The organism is Eikenella sp. NML120348 (assembly GCF_001648435.1).
Taxonomy (GTDB): Bacteria; Pseudomonadota; Gammaproteobacteria; order Burkholderiales; family Neisseriaceae; genus Eikenella; species Eikenella exigua.
Genome location: NZ_LXSP01000001.1, coordinates 540222 through 557968 on the forward strand (window position 1 = coordinate 540222; position 17747 = coordinate 557968).

Genomic DNA, 17747 nt, shown 5'->3' on the forward strand with positions numbered 1-17747 from the left:
TTCAGGTAGCCTTTATTCAAGCCGATAATAACTAAAACCATGATTTTTCATACAAAGTAGCAAACCGCAGGCAATACCAGCAATATGTCAAAGCAAATCGGCGCGATTGGAAAGAGAAGTGCTTTGGTAGCAACACATGCCTCCAATAACGGCAATAGTGTAACAACACGGCCACTCCCGCCAATAAGGCTGCCTGAAAATCCATCCCCGTTTTGCGCTAAAATGACCGCTTTCCATTCTTCCACAAGGCCGCCCGTCATGCCCCAGCAAACCGCACACTACCTCAAAGACTACCGCGCCCCCGAATACCTCGTGCCGCACATCCGCCTGAATTTCGACGTGTATGACGACCATACCGCCGTTACCGCCGAACTTTCCATCCAGCCCCAGCCCGATGCTGGCGGCACATTGGTGCTGCAAGGCTCGGCCGATCTGGTTTTCCTCGAGCTCAACGGCCAAAGGCTACCTGAAACCGCCTACACCTTAGAAAACAACACACTATCCATCCAGCACGTTCCCGCCCAGCCCTTCAAGCTGAGCGTAACCACCCGCCTTTATCCGCACCACAACAAATCCTTGATGGGGCTCTACGCCAGCGGCGGCAACCTCTACACCCAATGCGAACCGGAAGGCTTCCGCAAAATCACCTACCACCCCGACCGCCCCGACGTGATGGGCATCTACACCACCCGCATCAGCGCCGACCGCGCCCGCTTCCCCGTGCTGCTTTCCAACGGCAACCGTACCGGCTACGGCACGCTGCCCGACAACCGCCACTGGGCCGAATGGCACGACCCCTTCGCCAAACCCAGCTACCTGTTCGCCCTCGTGGCAGGCGATTTGGTGTGCACCCGCGACAGCTTCACCACCCGAAGCGGCCGCCAAGTGGCACTCGAATTCTTCACCCGTGCCGAAGATGCCGGCAAAGTGCGCTTCGGCATCGAATCGCTCAAACACGCCATGCGCTGGGACGAAACCCGTTTCGGCCTCGAATACGATTTGGATATTTTCATGGTGGTGGCCGTGGGCGACTTCAACATGGGCGCGATGGAAAACAAAGGCCTGAACATTTTCAACACCGCCTGCGTGCTGGCCGACAGCCGCACCGCCACCGATGCCGATTTCGAGCGCGTGGAAGGCGTCATTGCCCACGAATACTTCCACAACTGGACCGGCAACCGCGTTACCTGCCGCGACTGGTTCCAGCTCTCGCTCAAAGAAGGCCTCACCGTATTCCGCGACCAAGAATTCTCCGCCGACCGCGCCAGCCGCGAAGTCCGCCGGATTGAAAACGTATCCTTCCTGCGCGCCCACCAATTCCCCGAAGACGCCGGCCCCACCGCCCACCCCGTGCGCCCCGCCAGCTATGTGGAAATGAACAATTTCTACACTCTCACCGTGTATGAAAAAGGCGCCGAAGTGGTGCGCATGTATCACACCTTCCTCGGTGAAGAGGGCTTCCAAAAAGGCATGAAGCTTTATTTCCAGCGCCACGACGGCCAAGCCGTTACCTGCGACGACTTCCGCGCTGCCATGGCCGATGCCAACGGCTTCGATTTCGAGCAATTCGCCCTGTGGTACAGCCAGGCCGGCACGCCGGTGCTGGATATTTCAGGTAGCCTGCAAGCCGGCAACCGCTTCGTGCTGAACATCCGCCAAAGCATTCCGCCCACCCCCGATATGGCCGCCAAACAGCCGATGATGATTCCGCTCAAAATCGCCCTGTTCAGCGCCGACGAAGACACCTTCGGCCAGCCCGTCCCCTTCAGGCTACCTGAAAACGGACACACCCAAACCGAAGCCGTGCTCACCCTGCACCAGGCCGAAGAAAGCGTTGCCCTGCAATTTGAAGGCGGCTATCAACAAGTCGTCCCCTCCCTGCTGCGCGGCTTCTCCGCCCCGGTAAACTTGCACTACGCCTACAGCGAGCACGAACTCTCCGTGCTGCTCGCCTGCGACAGCGACCCCTTCGCCCGCTGGGAAGCCGCACAAACTCTCTACCGCCGCGCCATCGCCGCCAACGAAACCGCCCTGCTTTCAGGTAGCCCCCTGCCCGAGCACCACGCCCTGCTGCAAGCCATCGACTACGTTTTGCGTGCCGACATCGGCGCCGCCTTCCAAGCCGCCCTGCTCGCCATTCCCAACGAAGCCGAACTCTGGGCCGGCCGCCAAAACATCGATCCGCTCATCGTCCACCGCGCCCGAGAAGCCCTGCTCGATTTGATTGCCGCACACTTCGCCGACCAATTTGCTGCACTCAACGCTGAGGCCCGCCGCATGGAAGAAGAGCAATCCGGCCTCGCCGAGCCCTACGAATACCATCCGCAACAAGCAGGCTGGCGCGCCCTGCGCAACGCCTGCCGCGCCTTCATCCTGCGCGCCCGCCCCGGACACATCGAACAAGTGGCCGCCAACTACAATCAAATGGCACGCAACATGACCCACGAATGGGGCATCCTCAGCGCCATCAACCACAACGAGCGCCCCGAGCGCAACCGCCTTCTCGAACAATTCGCCGCCAAATTCCACCGCGACGACCTTGTGATGTGCAAATACTTCAGCTTGATTGCTGCCAGCCACCGCGCCGACACACCCGCGCAAGTGGCCGCCGCGCTCGAACACCCCGCCTTCAGCCTAGAAAACCCCAACAAAACCCGCTCCCTGCTCGGCAGCTTCAGCCGCAACGTGCCGCACTTCCACACAGCAGACGGCAGCGGCTACGCCTTCCTCGCTAGCCAAATCGGGTGCATCGATCGCTTCAACCCCCAAATCGCCGCCCGCCTCGCCCAAGCCTTCAACATCTGCGCCCAGCTCGAACCGCAGCGCCGCAGCCTGATGCGCGCCGAGCTGCAAAAACTCGCCGCAAACCCCGCCCTCTCCAAAGACAGCGGCGAAATCATCGGCAAGATTTTGCAGGCTTCTGCATAGGAGGGAGACAACAAAAGGCTGCCTGAAACACCGTGTAGCAAAGTTTCTGCGAAGCTAAAATTTCAGGTAGCCTTTGAACACAAATGCGTGGGTAGCAGATGCCCAGCCTATAACAAACCCTCTCCACTTCTGCTAAAGCATGGCTACACTTGCCATATCGCTGCACAGCCGGCGGTTTACTGTCCGTATTGAAGTATTAATCCTCTATAAATAAAAGGCTACCTGAAAATTTCAGGTAGCCTTTTAACTCAAGCGCCTAGACAACAGGGATCCTCCCTACCGGCAGCATGGTCTGCACTGGCTCACGCGCAATGCCAAGCGCCGAGGATATAGGGCTGTTTCGCGCCGGTGGCGGCGTGGGGATTGCCCGGCTCGCGGCACACGCGGCAGGCGGCGAGCCAGGCGAAGGCGGCGGCTTCCACCCATTGCGGCGGCAGGTTCAGCTCGTCGGTGGTGGCGGTGCGGATACCGAGCGGGGCGAGCCTATCGGAGAGCTCGGCTATCAGCACGGGATTGAACACGCCGCCGCCGCAGGCAAACACTTCGCATACACCCGGGGCATGGGCGGCAATGGCGTCGGCGATGCTTTGTGCGGTGAGGGCGTTGAGGGTGCGCACGATATCGGCGGGGGCATAACTGTTTTCTGACAATAATTCGTCGGTTTCGCTGTTTTTCAGGTAGCCTTGCAGCCAATCGAGGGAAAACAAATCGCGGCCGGTGCTTTTCGGCGGGGTACGGTGGAAATAAGGGTGTGCCAGCAGGGTTTGCAGCAGTTCGGGGATAACGCGGCCGCTGCGGGCAAGGGCACCGTCTCTGTCGCAGGCTTGGCCGAAACGGTGCTGCATATAGGCATCGGCCAGCATATTGCCGGGGCCGGTGTCGAAGCCGCCGGCATCGGCATGCGGTTGCAACACGCTGATGTTGGCGATGCCGCCGATATTGAGCACCACGCGGCCATACTCCGGGCTGCCGAACAAGGCCTGATGGAAAGCGGGCACGAGCGGCGCGCCTTGGCCGCCACCGGCCATGTCGCGGCGGCGGAAGTCGCCGATGGTATCGATACCAGTGAGCTCGGCCAAGAGCGGCAGGTTGAGGAGCTGAACGGTGTAGCCGTGTTCGGGGGCATGGCGCACGGTTTGGCCGTGCGCGCCGATGGCGGCGATATCGCGCGGGGCAAGCTTTTGCTGCGCCAGCAGGCCGTGCACGGCTTGAGCGTTGAGCGCGGCCAACTCTTGCGCGAGCATTTCGCTGCGGTGGATTTCGTTGCCGCCGGGGTTTTGCAAATCCAGCAGGCGGCGGCGCAAATCATCGCTGTAAGGTACGGAAAAATGGCCGAATGCGCCCTGCCATTGGGTGCCATCGAAGGCGGCCAGCACGGCATCTACGCCGTCCATGCTGGTGCCGGACATCAGGCCGATATAGTATTGGGTCATGGTGCAAACTATGTGGGAAAGACGGCGGCATTATATAGCGAACGGCAGCTGTTTTCAGGTAGCCCCATTGGAGGATTGGACTATAATGCCCGTACTGCTTTCAGGTAGCCTCTATCCGCACGGGAGTCTACCTAAAAATAAACCAACCCGGTCATAATCTCTTAATTTGAAATATTTAAAATTGATGCAATTCTGAAAAAGGATAATTTTACATGACCCACCAAAAAACCTGGTCCGGCCGTTTCAACGAGCCCGTGTCCGAACTCGTCAAACAATACACCGCCTCCATCAACTTCGACCAACGCCTCGCCCGCCACGACATCCAAGGCTCGCTCGCGCACGCGCAGATGCTGCATGAAGCCGGCGTACTCTCCGCGCAAGATTTGGCCGACATCCGGCGCGGCATGGCCGAAATTCAAGCCGAAATCGAAGCAGGCAGCCTGCAATGGTCGCTCGATTTGGAAGACGTGCACATGAACATCGAACGCCGCCTCACCGACAAAATCGGCGATGCCGGCAAACGCCTGCACACCGGCCGCAGCCGCAACGACCAAGTCGCCACCGACATCCGCCTGTGGCTGCGCGACGAAATCTCCACCATCCGCCGCCTGATTAAAGACTTGCAGGCTGCCCTGCTCGATTTGGCCGAACAAAACGCCGCCACCATCATGCCCGGCTTCACCCATCTTCAGGTAGCCCAACCCGTCAGCTTCGGCCACCACCTGCTCGCCTATGTGGAAATGTTCGGCCGCGACGACGAACGCATGGCCGACTGCCGCCGCCGCACCAACCGCATGCCGCTGGGCGCCGCCGCACTGGCCGGCACCACCTTCCCCGTCCGCCGCGAAACCACCGCCGCACTCCTAGGCTTCGAACAAATCTGCCAAAACTCGCTCGACGCCGTGTCCGACCGCGACTTCGCCATCGAATTCACCGCCGCCGCCTCGCTGGTGATGGTGCATTTGAGCCGCCTGTCCGAAGAACTGATTTTGTGGATGAGTCCGCGTTTCGGCTTCATCGACATCGCCGACCGCTTCTGCACCGGTTCCAGCATCATGCCGCAGAAGAAAAATCCCGACGTGCCCGAACTCGTGCGCGGCAAATCCGGCCGCGTCATCGGCCACCTCACCGGCCTGATTATGCTGATGAAATCCCAGCCGCTGGCGTACAACAAAGACAATCAGGAAGACAAAGAGCCGCTCTTCGACACCGTGGACACGCTCATCGACACGCTGCGGATTTACGCCGACATGATGCGCGGCATCACCGTGAAACCCGAAGCCATGCGCGCCGCCGTGCTGCAAGGCTTCGCCACCGCCACCGATTTGGCGGATTATCTGGTCAAAAAAGGCCTGCCCTTCCGCGACAGCCACGAAGCCGTCGCCCAAGCCGTGCGCCACGCCGAACAAGCAGGCTGCGGGCTGGAAGACCTGCCGCTCACCGTGCTGCAAGGCTTCAGCGCATTGATTGAAAACGACGTTTACCAAGTGCTCACCCCCGAAGGCAGCCTGAACGCCCGCAACCACTTGGGCGGCACCGCACCGGAGCAGGTGAAGTTTCAGGTAGCCCGTTGGAGGGAGCTGCTGAAAGAAAAGGCATGATGCATATCTTTCAGGTAGCCTGTTGCCGCCCCGCTACCTTGCACAAACTTTAGCGATATAATGCGCCCTTCACACCATCTTAATTAAAATTAAAAAGGAAACATCATGACCGAAGCCCAACTCTCCGCTTGGGGTATGAAAATTGGCCTCAGCGTGCTGGTTATCTTCATCGGCCTCATCATTTGGGACTTGGGCAAAAAATCCGGCGCCAGCAAATTCAGCATGGCCATGCCGTTTTTTGTGCTTGGCTTGGGCATGATGGGCTTTTTGATGAAGGAAGTGTTGGTGAATCTGATTTTGAAGCACTCTGTTTGAAAGGCTACCTGAAAACGAGGTTTCTGAAGGAAGCCGAGTTTCTGCGAAGCTAAACGAAATTTCTGCCAGAAGCTGAGTTTTTACGAAGCGAAAACGAAACTTCAACGAAGTTAAAACCACGGCTGCACATTTTCAGGTAGCCTCAATAACGCCATCTGTCGGCCATTGTTGGAAACTATAACTGCCATTGCCGATGCACTGCCGGTCTTGTTATTTTGCGGCGAAACCCGTATCTTGCCTGCCATCCGAAATCCCTATCTGAAAGGAAAAAACATGAGCAACCAAATCATCCACACCTCCGATGCAGCCTTTGAAAAAGATGTATTGAAAGCCGAGCTGCCTGTATTGCTCGACTTCTGGGCTCCTTGGTGCGGCCCCTGCAAAATGATCGCCCCGATTCTGGACGACATCGCTGCAGAATTCCAAGGCAAGCTGCAAGTAGTGAAGATGAATATCGACGAAAACGAGCAAACCCCCGCCCAATTCGGCGTGCGTGGCATTCCCACCCTGATGGTGTTCAACGGCGGCCAGCGCGTGGCCACCAAAGTGGGCGCCCTGAGCAAAGGCCAGCTCACCGATTTCTTGAACGCTTCACTGTAATACTGCCCTATTCCGCCACCGCCGCATCTTCCGGCGGTGGCTTTTCTTGACAAGCCCCACTCAATCCCCTAGAATGCCACCATTTTGCGTCCGCCTCACTTTTGGTGCGCAGCCCCATTCTCCGGCTTACAACAGCCAAAACTCTTAAATCTTCCAAACCCATCCCCACACATATCCCCCATCCCTCCCCCATTATCTGAACCGCGCGTTCATTTAATCAATTTATCCATTATTCAACACAAAACACAATCTTATGCACGTTTCCGAACTACAAACCCAGCACATTTCCAAACTCCTGGAAATGGCCGAACAACACGGTATTGAAAATGCCAACCGCCTGCGCAAACAAGATTTGGTGTTTTCCATCGTCCGCCACATGATGAAACAGGGCGAGAGCTTCAGCTGCTCCGGCACGCTCGAAATCCTGCCCGACGGCTTCGGCTTTTTGCGCAGCACCGACACTTCCTATTTGGCCAGCCCCGACGATATCTACGTTTCCCCCAACCAAATCCGCCGCTTCAACCTGCACACCGGCGACACCATCGAAGGCAGCGTGCGCGTACCCAAAGACAACGAACGCTACTTCGCCCTCGTGCGCCTCGATAAAATCAACGGCGACGACCCCGAAGTGTGCAAACACAAAATCCTGTTTGAAAACCTCACCCCCCTCTTCCCCACCCGTCCGATCAAGCTCGAACGCGATATTAAGGCCGAAGAAAACATCACCGCCCGCGCCATCGATTTGGTTTCCCCCATCGGCATGGGTCAGCGCGCCCTTTTGGTGGCGCCACCCAAAACCGGCAAAACCGTGATGTTGCAAAACATCGCCCACGCCATTACTGCCAACTATCCCGAAGTGGTGCTGATTGTGCTGCTGATCGACGAGCGCCCCGAAGAAGTAACCGAAATGACCCGCTCCGTGCGTGGTGAAGTGGTGGCCTCCACCTTCGACGAGCCCGCTGCCCGCCACGTTCAGGTAGCCGAAATGGTGATTGAAAAAGCCAAGCGCATGGTGGAGCACAAAAAAGACGTAGTCATCCTGCTCGATTCCATCACCCGCCTTGCCCGCGCCTACAACACCGTTGCCCCCGCCTCCGGCAAAATCCTCACCGGCGGTATGGACGCCAACGCCCTGCACCGCCCCAAACGCTTCTTCGGCGCCGCCCGCAATATCGAAGAAGGCGGCTCGCTCACCATCATCGCCACCGCGCTGGTGGAAACCGGCAGCCGCATGGACGACGTGATTTTTGAAGAATTCAAAGGTACCGGCAACATGGAGCTGCACCTCGACCGCCGCATGGCCGAAAAACGCGTGTTCCCTGCCATCAACATCAACAAATCCGGTACCCGCCGTGAAGAAATGCTCGTTTCCAACGACCGCCTGCAACGCATGTGGCTGCTGCGCAAATTCCTCCACCCGATGGACGACCTCGAAGCTACCGAATTCCTGGTGGGCAAACTTAAAGACAGCAAAAACAACGACGAGTTTTTCGAGCTGATGCGCGGCAAATAAGCCTACCGCCTCAGCTCCACCAAAACACCAGCTTACCTTGTTGATACCCGCACTTTCAGGTAGCCTTAGAGGCTACCTGAAAACCATAATAAATCTATCAAGAATCGAAATGCAGAATCTTTGGCGCAAATGGTTAGGTTGCAGTCATTCTCTGCTGGCGCAGCCGAACGGAGCGTGGTTTTTCGGGGAACAAGGGCTTGCATGTTCGAAGCGGCGAAGCCGCTGCCCGCAGTCGCCTTTCTTTTGCTTCCTTTTCTTTGGCGAAGCAAAGAAAAGGAAGTGCCCCGCGCCGGCATGAGGCGCAAAGGGGAACAGAACAAAAATAATAAAAATCGCCTGGAATCCAATTTTGCTTGTGAGCAATATGCGCTTCAATTCAACTTTTGCAAATAAATGAGTGGATGGGCTTTAGGCCAGCATCCTAATGATAGTAAAGTATTTTAACTATAGCCATTACACCTAAAGGCTACCTGAAAACATGACCACCCTCGACTACGCCGACAGCCGCACCCTGTGGCAAACCATCCTGACCGAAACCGCCCAAGCCGCCCAAAGCGAGCCTATGCTCGCCAGCTTCCTACACCAAACCGTGCTGCGCCACAGCAGCATCGACCGCGTGCTCGCCTTCCACCTTTCCAGCAAGCTCGCCAGCCCCGTGATGGACAGCCGCGCGCTCAACGAAATCTTCTTCCAGGCGCTCGACAGCGACACCCGCATCTCCAAAGCCATGCAGGCCGACATCGTCGCCTACTACGAACGCGACCCCGCCTGCGATGCCTACTACCTGCCGCTGCTCTACTACAAAGGCTTCCACGCCGTGCAGGCACACCGCATCAACCACTGGTTGTGGCAGCACGGCCGCAAAACCCTTGCCTACTTCCTGCAAAACCGCGCCTCCGAAGTGTTCGGCATCGACATCCACCCCGCCGCCCGTTTCGGCCACGGCATCATGGTCGACCACGGCACCGGCCTCGTGGTGGGCGAAACCGCCGTTTTAGGCAACGACATCTCCATCCTGCACGGCGTAACCCTCGGTGGCTCCGGCAAAGAATGCGGCGACCGCCACCCCAAAATCAGCGACGGCGTGATGATCGGCGCCAATGCCTCCATCCTCGGCAACATCCGCGTGAACGAATGCGCCAAAGTCGGCGCCGGCAGCGTGGTGGTGAGCGACGTACCCGCCCACAGCACCGTAGTCGGCGTGCCCGCCCGCGTGATCGGCCAAGGCAACGTGCGCCCCTCTGCCGATATGGATCAAAGCCTAGATGCGTAATAGCAGATAAAGGCTACCTGAAAACAAACAGCATAGCTTTCTGCCCGGCCAACATGCCGGCAGATGATTTCAGGTAGCCCTTCCGCCTGCCCGCCGCCGTATAATCCCGCCACCCGCCCGATTGCACCCGCCCATGAAAGTCGCCTTTTTCTTTCTTTACCTCATCCAACTTTTGCCCTTCGCCGCCATCCAAAAGCTGGCCGACGCCATCGGCAGTCTCGCCTATTATGCCGTCGTCCCCCGCCGCCGCATCGGCGAAATCAACCTGCGCCTGTGCTTCCCCGAATGGAGCGAGAAACAGCGCAAAACCCTGCTCAAACGCCACTTCCGCCACATGGCCAAACTCATCCTCGAATACGGCCTCTATTGGTATGGCAGCGCCGAACGGCTCAAATCCCTCGTCCGCTACCAAGACAAACATCATCTCGACAACGAGCTCGCCGCCGGGAATAAAGTCATCCTGCTCTATCCCCACTTCACCGCCTTCGAGCTCGCCGTGTACGCGCTGAACCAAGACGTGCCGCTCACCAGCATGTATTCCCACCAGAAAAACCCCGTGCTCGACCAGCAAATCCTGCGCGGCCGCCACCGCTACAACAACGTCTTCCTCATCGGCCGCACCGAAGGCCTACGCGCCATCATCAAACACCTGCGCGCCGCCCCCGCCCCCTTCCTCTACCTGCCCGACCAAGACTTCGGCCGCAAAGACTCCATCTTCGCCGACTTCTTCGGCATCCCCACCGCCACCATCGCCGGCCTCCCCCGCATCGCCGCCCTCACCCAAGCCAAAGTCGTGCCAGCCATCCCCACCCGCCAGCCCGATGGCCGCGTTACCCTGCGCTTCTACCCCGCCTGGGACAACTTCCCCGGCGAAGACGTGCAAGCCGACGTACAGTGCATGAACCACTTCATCGAAGAACGCGTGCGCGAACAGCCCGAGCAATATTTCTGGCTGCACAAACGCTTCAAAACCCGCCCAGAAGGCAGCCCCGATTTCTACGCCAAATCCGGCCGCGCCTAACAATACAGGCCGTTGGAAACCAATCTTCCAACGACCTGTTTTCTGCCCATTCCAGCCAAAAGGCTACCTGAAAATACTTTTCAAGCAGCCTTTTCAGCCTCAAACGGCAGGTTTTATTCCTGCCCGTACACGCTGTGGTCGTAGCCCACGCAGAAAGCCGTGCCTTCTGCGCCCTTACCGGTTTTGATTTCGGAATAAAAGCAGCGGTCATCGCCTTCTCCGCGTGCCGCCGTACAGGCTTGTCTGGCTTTAACTGCGGCTCTCCTATCATCCCTGTCGATACCGACAAAGATATCCCGCCTGCTCTGCGGCCTTTCAGTGGCCATAACCAGTACGGCACAACTATTGGCAAAGGTAGCCAAGATTTCACAACGGGATGAGCGGCAATTTTGCTGCACGGCCTCAATCGCCCGCTGTTCCGAACGGTAGCCGCCCGGCCAAAGCAGGCCTTTGTTTACCGGATCCCAGCCGATGGCCATCCAATACGGCGTGGCGCGGAAATGGGCGATACGTGCTTGCACCTCCGCCTCGCGCTGCTGCCAGGCGCGTATTTCGGCGGCGGTGGGGCCGTGGTAGGTTGGCTGTTGTTGTGCTTCGCGGTTCTGCTGGATTTGCTTGTTCAGCCCGTCTGCCAGCCACGGGTCGAAACCATCTGCCCAGGCCAAGCCCGCACTGCCCAATAGCACTGCCGCCAATACGCCCGCTGCCGTGTTCATCATGGTTTGCTTCATCTTGCCGCTCCTGTTTGGAAAGGGGAATAAGGGTATTGCCGATAATCGGATTGTAACAAAATACAAGATATTGTAAACATCTATCCCGCTGCTTGAAGGCTACCTGAAAAAGATAAACAAAACATTTTGATGTAGACAATATAAGTTGCCCCTGCTTGCCATACGCTCAATCTTGCCCGGCTTCGCCCGCGGTGCGCCGGTTATGCACCCGTTTGCCGCGGATGCTCAGATTGCCGGCAGCAAAGTCGGCCACGGCTTGCGGCAGCAGTTGGTGCTCGATTTTCAGTACGCGTGCGGCCAAGGTATCGGCAGTGTCGGTATCGTACACGGGCACGGCGCCTTGGGCGATGATGGGGCCGCAATCGAGCTTATCGGTTACGAAGTGCACGGTGCAGCCGGCGAGGCAGCAGCCTTCGTCGATGGCGCGTTGGTGGGTGTGCAGGCCGGGAAAGGCGGGCAACAGGGAGGGATGGATGTTGATGGTTTGATTGGCAAAGCGGCTGCAAAACTCGGGCGGGAGAATGCGCATGTAGCCGGCGAGCAGCACAAGGTCGGGCGCGTGGCCGGCCACCATCTCGAGCATGGCTTGGTTGAAGTCGGCGCGGCTGGGGTAGTCTTTGGGGCTGAAGGCGGCGGTGTGGATGCCCTGCTCTGCCGCCCAGGCCAGGCCGGGGGCTTGTGGGTTGTCGGAGAGCACGGCGGCGATGTGCAGATTGGGGATATTGGCTTGTACCACAGCCTGCATATTGCTGCCGCGGCCGGAAATGAGGATGACGGTTTTGGTCATGGTGTAATCATTTGAAAAGTGGTGGGGAATATTTTTCAGGTAGCCTCTTGCGTATACAAATATCGTATAACCAACTAATAAAAAATAACCTCTTTTAAAGTCAGGAACGAAACATTTGATGCAATCGGCTGGGCTGTGCCGCTCCCTGCTGGCGCAGCCGAACGGAGCGCGGTTTTTCGGGGAGCAATGGCTTGCATGCTCGAAGCGGCCTAGCCGCAAGTTGCAGCTAATCCAATTTCTCTTTGCGCCCGAAAAACCGCGCGGAGTGAGGGAAGTTTGGCGAAGCCAAACCTGCAACCCCGCAGTCGCCTTTCTTTTGCTTCCTTTTCTTTGGCGAAGCAAAGAAAACGAGGTCTCCGAAGGAGGACGAGTTTCTGCGGAGTAAAAACGAAACCTTGGTTAGAAGGGTTCGTTTTAACAAAGTTAAAACAAGACCTCTGCAAGAGAGCTTGTTTTTGCGCAGCTAAACGGGTGCCCCGCGCCGGCATGAGGCGCAAAGGGGAACAGGACACACATGGCAAAGGCTACCTGAAATCCAAAGCAGTTGCCTGAACCCAATTGATACCGTATAAATAATAGCTTGCACTTTTTCAGGTAGCCTGTGGTGTTACTCAGGCTACCTGAAAATATTTGAATATCTCAGCCCAGCCGCATCATTTCAATCTGCTCGAGGCTGCGGCCGAGGAAGCGTTCGCCGATGGTTTGGAAGCGCAGAGGGATATCGCTCACATAGAAGTGGTAGTCGGCGGGAGTTTGGCTGGGGTTGAGCAGACCGGCTTCGGCCAAGGCGGCAGCAGTGGCTTCAGCGGTGGTGAGCGCAGAATCCACCAGCGCCAGATGCGGGGCTTCGCTTTGCAGCAGGGGTTTGAGCAGGGGGTAGTGGGTGCAGCCGAGCACGAGGGTGTCGATGTCTTCGGCGAGCAGCGGCTTGAGGTATTCGCGCACGGTGAGACGGGTAACTTCGTGCTCGAGCCAGCCTTCTTCCACCAGCGGCACCAGCAGCGGGCAGGCCTGGGAGGGCACGCGCGCCTGCGGGTTTTGCGCGTGGATGGCGCGGGCATAGGCGTTGGAATTGACGGTGGTGGACGTGGCGATGATGCCGATGCGGCCGTTGCGACTGGTAGCCAGCGCGGCTTGCGCACCGGCGGCAATCACGTCGAGCACGGGCATACCGCCGGCGGTTTGCCGCACTTTGGCACCAGCCACGGCGGCGATGGTATTGCAGGCAATCACCAGCGCTTTTACGTCGTGCTGCATTAAGAATTCAACGATTTGCGCGGTGTAGGTTTCGATGGTGCTGCGCGATTTCACGCCATAGGGCACGCGGGCGGTATCGCCGAAATAAACGATGTTTTCATTGGGCAGCCGCTCCATCAGCGCGCGCACCACGGTGAGCCCGCCGACGCCGGAATCGAATACGCCGATGGGGCGCTGCGTGAGGCTGTTCGGTTTCATGTTGCTGGTTTGCTGTTGCGGGAAAAGGCGTATTGTACACGCGCGGCGGATAAGGGAAAGGCTACCTGAAATCTTTGTATCGATTTTCAGGTAGCCTTTTGAGGTGAATCAGCCTTATTGCGGCTCGTGATCGTGCTGCTCCAGCAGGCGGGTTGCTTCGCGCTCCTCTTGCGGGCGCACGGTTTCAAACTCGCCGTCGATGATGTCGCCGTCTGCCTGATAACCCGAAGCACGGTAATTCTGCCCCGTTTGGTTTGGCCGCACCGCCGCCGGGCCACCCTTAATCGGCAACAGAAGCACCAAGGCCAAAACGGTGGACACAAAACCGGGCGACATCAACAGCAGCGCCGCCACAATATAGCGCAGCGGCCATAGCAATTGGTAAAACGACACCTCGCCACGGTTATTAAACAGCGAGCCGGCCAGCATCACCGAAGAAAAACCGAGGTTGCGCAGCATCACCATGCCGGCCATAAACGACAACACCATCAGCAAAAGCGTGGGCAAACCGCCAAGCCGGTCGGCCACCATCACAATCGAGGCCGCTTCCGCCCCCGCCAGCAGCAAGAGCCAAATTCCAAAGTAACGCATCGTTTTTTCCTTTTCAAACAAAGAAATGTCTTTTAGCTTCGCAGAAACTCAACACCAAAGCATCGTTTTAACGAAATTCGCTTCGCCTATTTTAGCGAAATTCGCTCCACTCTTTTTCAGGTAGCCTACAAGCTTCAGCAAGCAGCGTAGCATTCGGTTTTTGCATCCAACACTGGGAAACATCATGACCGCCGAATAAATCTACCAGCAATGGCACGAAGCCGCCAAAAGCCGCCACACCGCCGCCCTGTATTACGAACTGCCCGCCGTACATAAAATCAAGCGGGCATTCTGCAAAGTTTGCCCAAGCCCGCCGCATTCAAAGGCTACCTGAAGGGTCAGCTTCAGCGAAGGTAAAACATAGCGAAGCACAGCTTCTACGAAGTTAAAGCAGAAACCGCAAATGGGTCGTCTGCTGGGTTATCGTGCCAAATATATTCGCAATGTGTAGCAATCGCCTCAGCCTGCGCGAGGCCATAGTGATCGGCGATGAAGCCCAGCGTCATGTCCATCCCTGCCGACACACCGGAAGAAGTGTAAAACCGCCCGGCGACCACCCAACGCGCCGATGGCTGCCAATCCACCATCCCGCCAACGCTGCGCACCCAATCAAAAGCCTGTTTGTTGGATGTGGCGGGCAAGCCGTCCAGCCGGCCGCTGGCCGCCAGCAGCGCTGCGCCGGTGCACACCGACAAACAACAGGCAGCCTGCTCCAGCCACGCGCCCAAATCACGCAGAAAAGCCGTATCTTGCGCCAGCGGCCGTGTGCCCTGCCCGCCCGGCACCAGTAAGATACTATTTTCAGGTAGCCTATACAGCCGCTGTGTTTGCACGGTAAAACCCTGCCGGCTAACCACCATACCGCCGCTCTGCGACACATAATGCAGCCTAGTTTGCGGCAGGCGGAACAAAAACTCCACCGGACCCATCAAATCTAACGTTTCATATTGCTCAAACAGCAGGCAATAAATATCGGTTGCGGCCTGCGGATTGAATGCAGAAGGCATAGTCATCTCCTCGCGCTATGGTTCGCAAACAACCACATCATACCCTGTTCGCGCCAACGCTGCCCGACCGGCCGGTTTGTTTACCTGCCGTTTCCTATAGTATGATAAAAGCACTTTCTTTGTAGCGCACTTGAGCACACGGCAAGTTTGCTTGGTTCACACCCGCTGTCTCTATTCATTTTTCAGGTAGCCCAGCTGCCCCATTACACGGAGCGCTTCATGAAATTCTCCCCCGCCTGCACCGCCCTCTTATGCACTGCCTTCCTGGCCGCCTGCGCCGGTACATCCTCCGGCAATCGATACTACCGCGTGCAGCGCGGCGACACGCTCTACCGCATCAGCCGACGCTTCAACCAGCCCGTCTCCCGCCTGATGGCTTGGAACAACCTGAAAAACCCTTCCCAGCTCGAAGTGGGCCAACGATTGCGCGTGGGCAGCGGCAACAACCGCAGCACATCCGCCAGCAATACCACCAACCGCACAGTAACGCGCACCCCGGCCGAACGCCCCAGCGCCGCGCCCAGCAGCCTGCAATGGCCAGCTCGCGGCGAAATCATCACCCAGTTTAACGGTTCTTCCAGCAAAGGCATCGACATCGCCGGCAGCGCCGGTACCCCTGTGAAAGCCGCCGCCCCCGGCCGCGTGAGTTACGTGGGCGAAGGCATCCGCGGCTACGGCAAGCTCATCCTCATCAACCACACCGGCGGCATGCTCACCGCCTATGCGCACAACAGCCAAATCAGTGTGCGCGAAGGCCAACAGGTGTCCGCCGGGCAAACCATCGCCACCATGGGCAGCAGCGGCACCGACCGCGTGAAACTGCACTTCGAAGTGCGCGTCAACAACCGAGCCGTCAATCCGATGGATTACCTGCCGAAATAAACGTTTGACACATGAAAGGCTACCTGAAAGTGTACGCCTTCAGGTAGCCTTTTTCACATCTGCGCCCTACTCCTGAGCCGCCTGCGCTGCCGGCCGTTGCAGATGACGCTGCATATAGCTTGCAAACGGCTCAACGTTTGGCACCACTTGGGTGCGGAACATGCCCCAGGCCAAGAGGCCGCTCAAGTATAAATCAAGCGCGCTAAAGTGCTGCCCCACGGCGTATTCGCGGCCGTCGGCCAGCAGGGTTTGCAGGGTGTGCAGCGCAGTGTCGAAATCGCCATAGCCGATAGCGCGGCGCCGATCTTCGCTCTGCGGCACTTGCTGCCAGCGGTCGAGAATGGCGTATTCAAGCTGCGTGCCAAACCACAGCCAGCGGTAGTATTGCCCACGCTCCGGCGTACCCGCGGCAGGGATCAGCCGTTTTTCGGGGAAAAGCTCGGCCAGATAGGTGAGGATGGCGGGCAACTCGGTAATCACTTGCCCGGCATGCGCGATGGCGGGCACTTTGCCCATCGGATTGATGGCCAAATAGTCTGTCTCTTTGAGCTGCGGGTAATCCAGCGCCACGGTGTCGTAATCTGCACCGCATTCGACCAGCATCCAGCGCACATTGTTGCCGCGCGAAGGATGCACGGTATAAAGGGTGATTTTGTTCATGATATTTCATTTTAAAACAATTGATTGTGTTTTCAGGTAGCCTGAAGTGCAGCCATGATACTCTATTGCTGTGTCAGTTTTTGTCAGCAGCCAAAGCTATAGCTGAAACGAAATCAACACTAGCGGCTCAAATCAAACGCGCTCAAATCCAACCCTTCCTGCTGCCGCCAGCATTGCAGCAGCAGGCGGTGCGGCATGGGATAGGCCGCACCAATTTGGGCTTGCTTGATGCGGTCGCAGCGGAAATGGCGGAATGCCTGCCGCAATGTGCACCAGGCCGCCAACAGCCGCACTTCATCCAAATAGCCCAGCGCCACCGGCCACACCGTGCGCCTGCTGGCCTGCCCGCGCAAATCCGTATAGCTGAAGCTGAGCGCCGTTTCCTGCCGCAAAGCCTGCCGCACCAGCGCCAACACCTGTGCTTCGCCGCTCCCATACGCCGTGCCGCCCATCGGATACACCGCATGCGCCGCCGCCTGCTCGGCCAGGCGCGCCGGCAACACTGCGTGTACCTTGCCCAGCACCGAGCGCGCTGCCTCGGCCATTTCGCCATCGGCATGCACCGCCGCCCAACGCATGCCCAGCATCAGCGCTTCCAGCTCGTTTTCGCTAAACATCAGCGGCGGTAGATTGCAATCTTGCTGCAACACAAAGCCTACACCCGCTTCCCCACCAATCACCGCGCCCTGCCCGCGCAAGGTATCGATATCGCGATACACCGAGCGCACACTGATACCCAACTCCTGCGCCAGCAGCCGCGCACTTTTCGGATGGCGGCTGGCACGCAGAAGCTGCAAGAGTTTGAGCAGGCGGTCGGTACGGCTGGGCATGATGAGTCTCCGGATGAGTTTTCAGGTAACCTGACGGCTTGAATTGGAGGTTACCTGAAAATAATAGAGATGATACCGCGTTTGCAAACAATCGCGGCAAGAGGCTATATGAAATCAGGC

The 17747-nt window shown here is 57.9% G+C and carries 17 protein-coding genes; 9 read left to right on the forward strand and 8 right to left on the reverse strand.

Annotated elements, in window-relative coordinates; genetic code table 11:
* The first annotated feature begins 258 nt into the window (after positions 1-258).
* The gene (pepN, locus tag A7P99_RS02555; protein WP_067527762.1) at positions 259-2928 is read left to right on the forward strand and encodes an aminopeptidase N; all 2670 of its coding nucleotides are present in this window, start codon (positions 259-261) and stop codon (positions 2926-2928) included.
* A gap of 302 nt (positions 2929-3230) precedes the next feature.
* Here pepN and A7P99_RS02560 read toward each other — a convergent pair whose 3' ends face one another.
* Positions 3231-4361, reverse strand: a complete 1131-nt coding sequence (locus tag A7P99_RS02560; RefSeq protein WP_067686381.1) for an anhydro-N-acetylmuramic acid kinase — start codon at positions 4359-4361, stop codon at positions 3231-3233.
* 212 nt (positions 4362-4573) lie between these two features.
* Between A7P99_RS02560 and argH the strand changes: the two genes are divergently transcribed.
* The 7 genes from argH (at position 4574) to A7P99_RS02595 (ending at position 10684) form a co-directional block, all read left to right on the forward strand.
* The gene (gene argH, locus A7P99_RS02565; protein WP_067527766.1) at positions 4574-5962 is read left to right on the forward strand and encodes an argininosuccinate lyase; all 1389 of its coding nucleotides are present in this window, start codon (positions 4574-4576) and stop codon (positions 5960-5962) included.
* Between the two features lie 105 nt (positions 5963-6067).
* Positions 6068-6277, forward strand: coding sequence for a DUF2788 domain-containing protein (locus A7P99_RS02570; RefSeq protein WP_067686386.1), 210 nt, complete (start codon positions 6068-6070; stop codon positions 6275-6277).
* 273 nt (positions 6278-6550) lie between these two features.
* A complete protein-coding gene (trxA, locus tag A7P99_RS02575) occupies positions 6551-6877 on the forward strand; it encodes a thioredoxin TrxA (RefSeq protein ID WP_067439738.1) in 327 nt (108 codons plus the stop codon).
* Between the two features lie 253 nt (positions 6878-7130).
* A complete protein-coding gene (gene rho / locus A7P99_RS02580) occupies positions 7131-8390 on the forward strand; it encodes a transcription termination factor Rho (protein WP_067447115.1) in 1260 nt (419 codons plus the stop codon).
* A 120-nt stretch (positions 8391-8510) separates the two neighbouring features.
* The gene (locus tag A7P99_RS02585; protein WP_156499665.1) at positions 8511-8783 is read left to right on the forward strand and encodes a hypothetical protein; all 273 of its coding nucleotides are present in this window, start codon (positions 8511-8513) and stop codon (positions 8781-8783) included.
* Between the two features lie 85 nt (positions 8784-8868).
* Positions 8869-9663 carry a serine O-acetyltransferase gene (cysE, locus tag A7P99_RS02590; protein ID WP_067439621.1) on the forward strand — a complete coding sequence of 265 codons (795 nt, stop codon included), beginning with the start codon at positions 8869-8871 and terminating at the stop codon, positions 9661-9663.
* 133 nt (positions 9664-9796) lie between these two features.
* On the forward strand, positions 9797-10684 hold the full coding sequence (locus A7P99_RS02595; RefSeq protein WP_067686402.1) for a lipid A biosynthesis lauroyl acyltransferase: 888 nt from the start codon (positions 9797-9799) through the stop codon (positions 10682-10684).
* Between the two features lie 113 nt (positions 10685-10797).
* On the opposite strand, the gene A7P99_RS02600 is transcribed toward A7P99_RS02595, so the two are convergent.
* The 5 genes from A7P99_RS02600 to A7P99_RS02630 form a co-directional block, all read right to left on the reverse strand.
* Entirely contained in the window at positions 10798-11415 is a 618-nt protein-coding gene (locus A7P99_RS02600; protein WP_067686410.1) for a DUF4189 domain-containing protein, read from the reverse strand.
* Positions 11416-11581: 166 nt separating this feature from the next.
* A complete protein-coding gene (purN, locus tag A7P99_RS02605; RefSeq protein WP_067686418.1) occupies positions 11582-12202 on the reverse strand; it encodes a phosphoribosylglycinamide formyltransferase in 621 nt (206 codons plus the stop codon).
* A gap of 639 nt (positions 12203-12841) precedes the next feature.
* Complete coding sequence (murI, locus tag A7P99_RS02615) at positions 12842-13657, reverse strand: glutamate racemase (protein WP_003821951.1); 816 nt, start codon at positions 13655-13657, stop codon at positions 12842-12844.
* A 114-nt stretch (positions 13658-13771) separates the two neighbouring features.
* Positions 13772-14248, reverse strand: coding sequence for an FxsA family protein (locus tag A7P99_RS02620; RefSeq protein WP_067527776.1), 477 nt, complete (start codon positions 14246-14248; stop codon positions 13772-13774).
* 377 nt (positions 14249-14625) lie between these two features.
* Positions 14626-15255, reverse strand: a complete 630-nt coding sequence (locus A7P99_RS02630; RefSeq protein WP_067447130.1) for a DJ-1/PfpI family protein — start codon at positions 15253-15255, stop codon at positions 14626-14628.
* A gap of 219 nt (positions 15256-15474) precedes the next feature.
* Between A7P99_RS02630 and A7P99_RS02635 the strand changes: the two genes are divergently transcribed.
* Positions 15475-16137 carry a peptidoglycan DD-metalloendopeptidase family protein gene (locus tag A7P99_RS02635; protein ID WP_067447132.1) on the forward strand — a complete coding sequence of 221 codons (663 nt, stop codon included), beginning with the start codon at positions 15475-15477 and terminating at the stop codon, positions 16135-16137.
* 66 nt (positions 16138-16203) lie between these two features.
* Here the strand turns inward: A7P99_RS02635 and A7P99_RS02640 are convergent, their stop codons facing one another.
* Both A7P99_RS02640 and A7P99_RS02645 read right to left on the reverse strand, forming a co-directional pair.
* The gene (locus tag A7P99_RS02640; RefSeq protein WP_067527778.1) at positions 16204-16797 is read right to left on the reverse strand and encodes a glutathione S-transferase family protein; all 594 of its coding nucleotides are present in this window, start codon (positions 16795-16797) and stop codon (positions 16204-16206) included.
* Between the two features lie 119 nt (positions 16798-16916).
* The gene (locus A7P99_RS02645; protein WP_067527780.1) at positions 16917-17627 is read right to left on the reverse strand and encodes a YafY family protein; all 711 of its coding nucleotides are present in this window, start codon (positions 17625-17627) and stop codon (positions 16917-16919) included.
* Positions 17628-17747 lie beyond the last annotated feature (120 nt).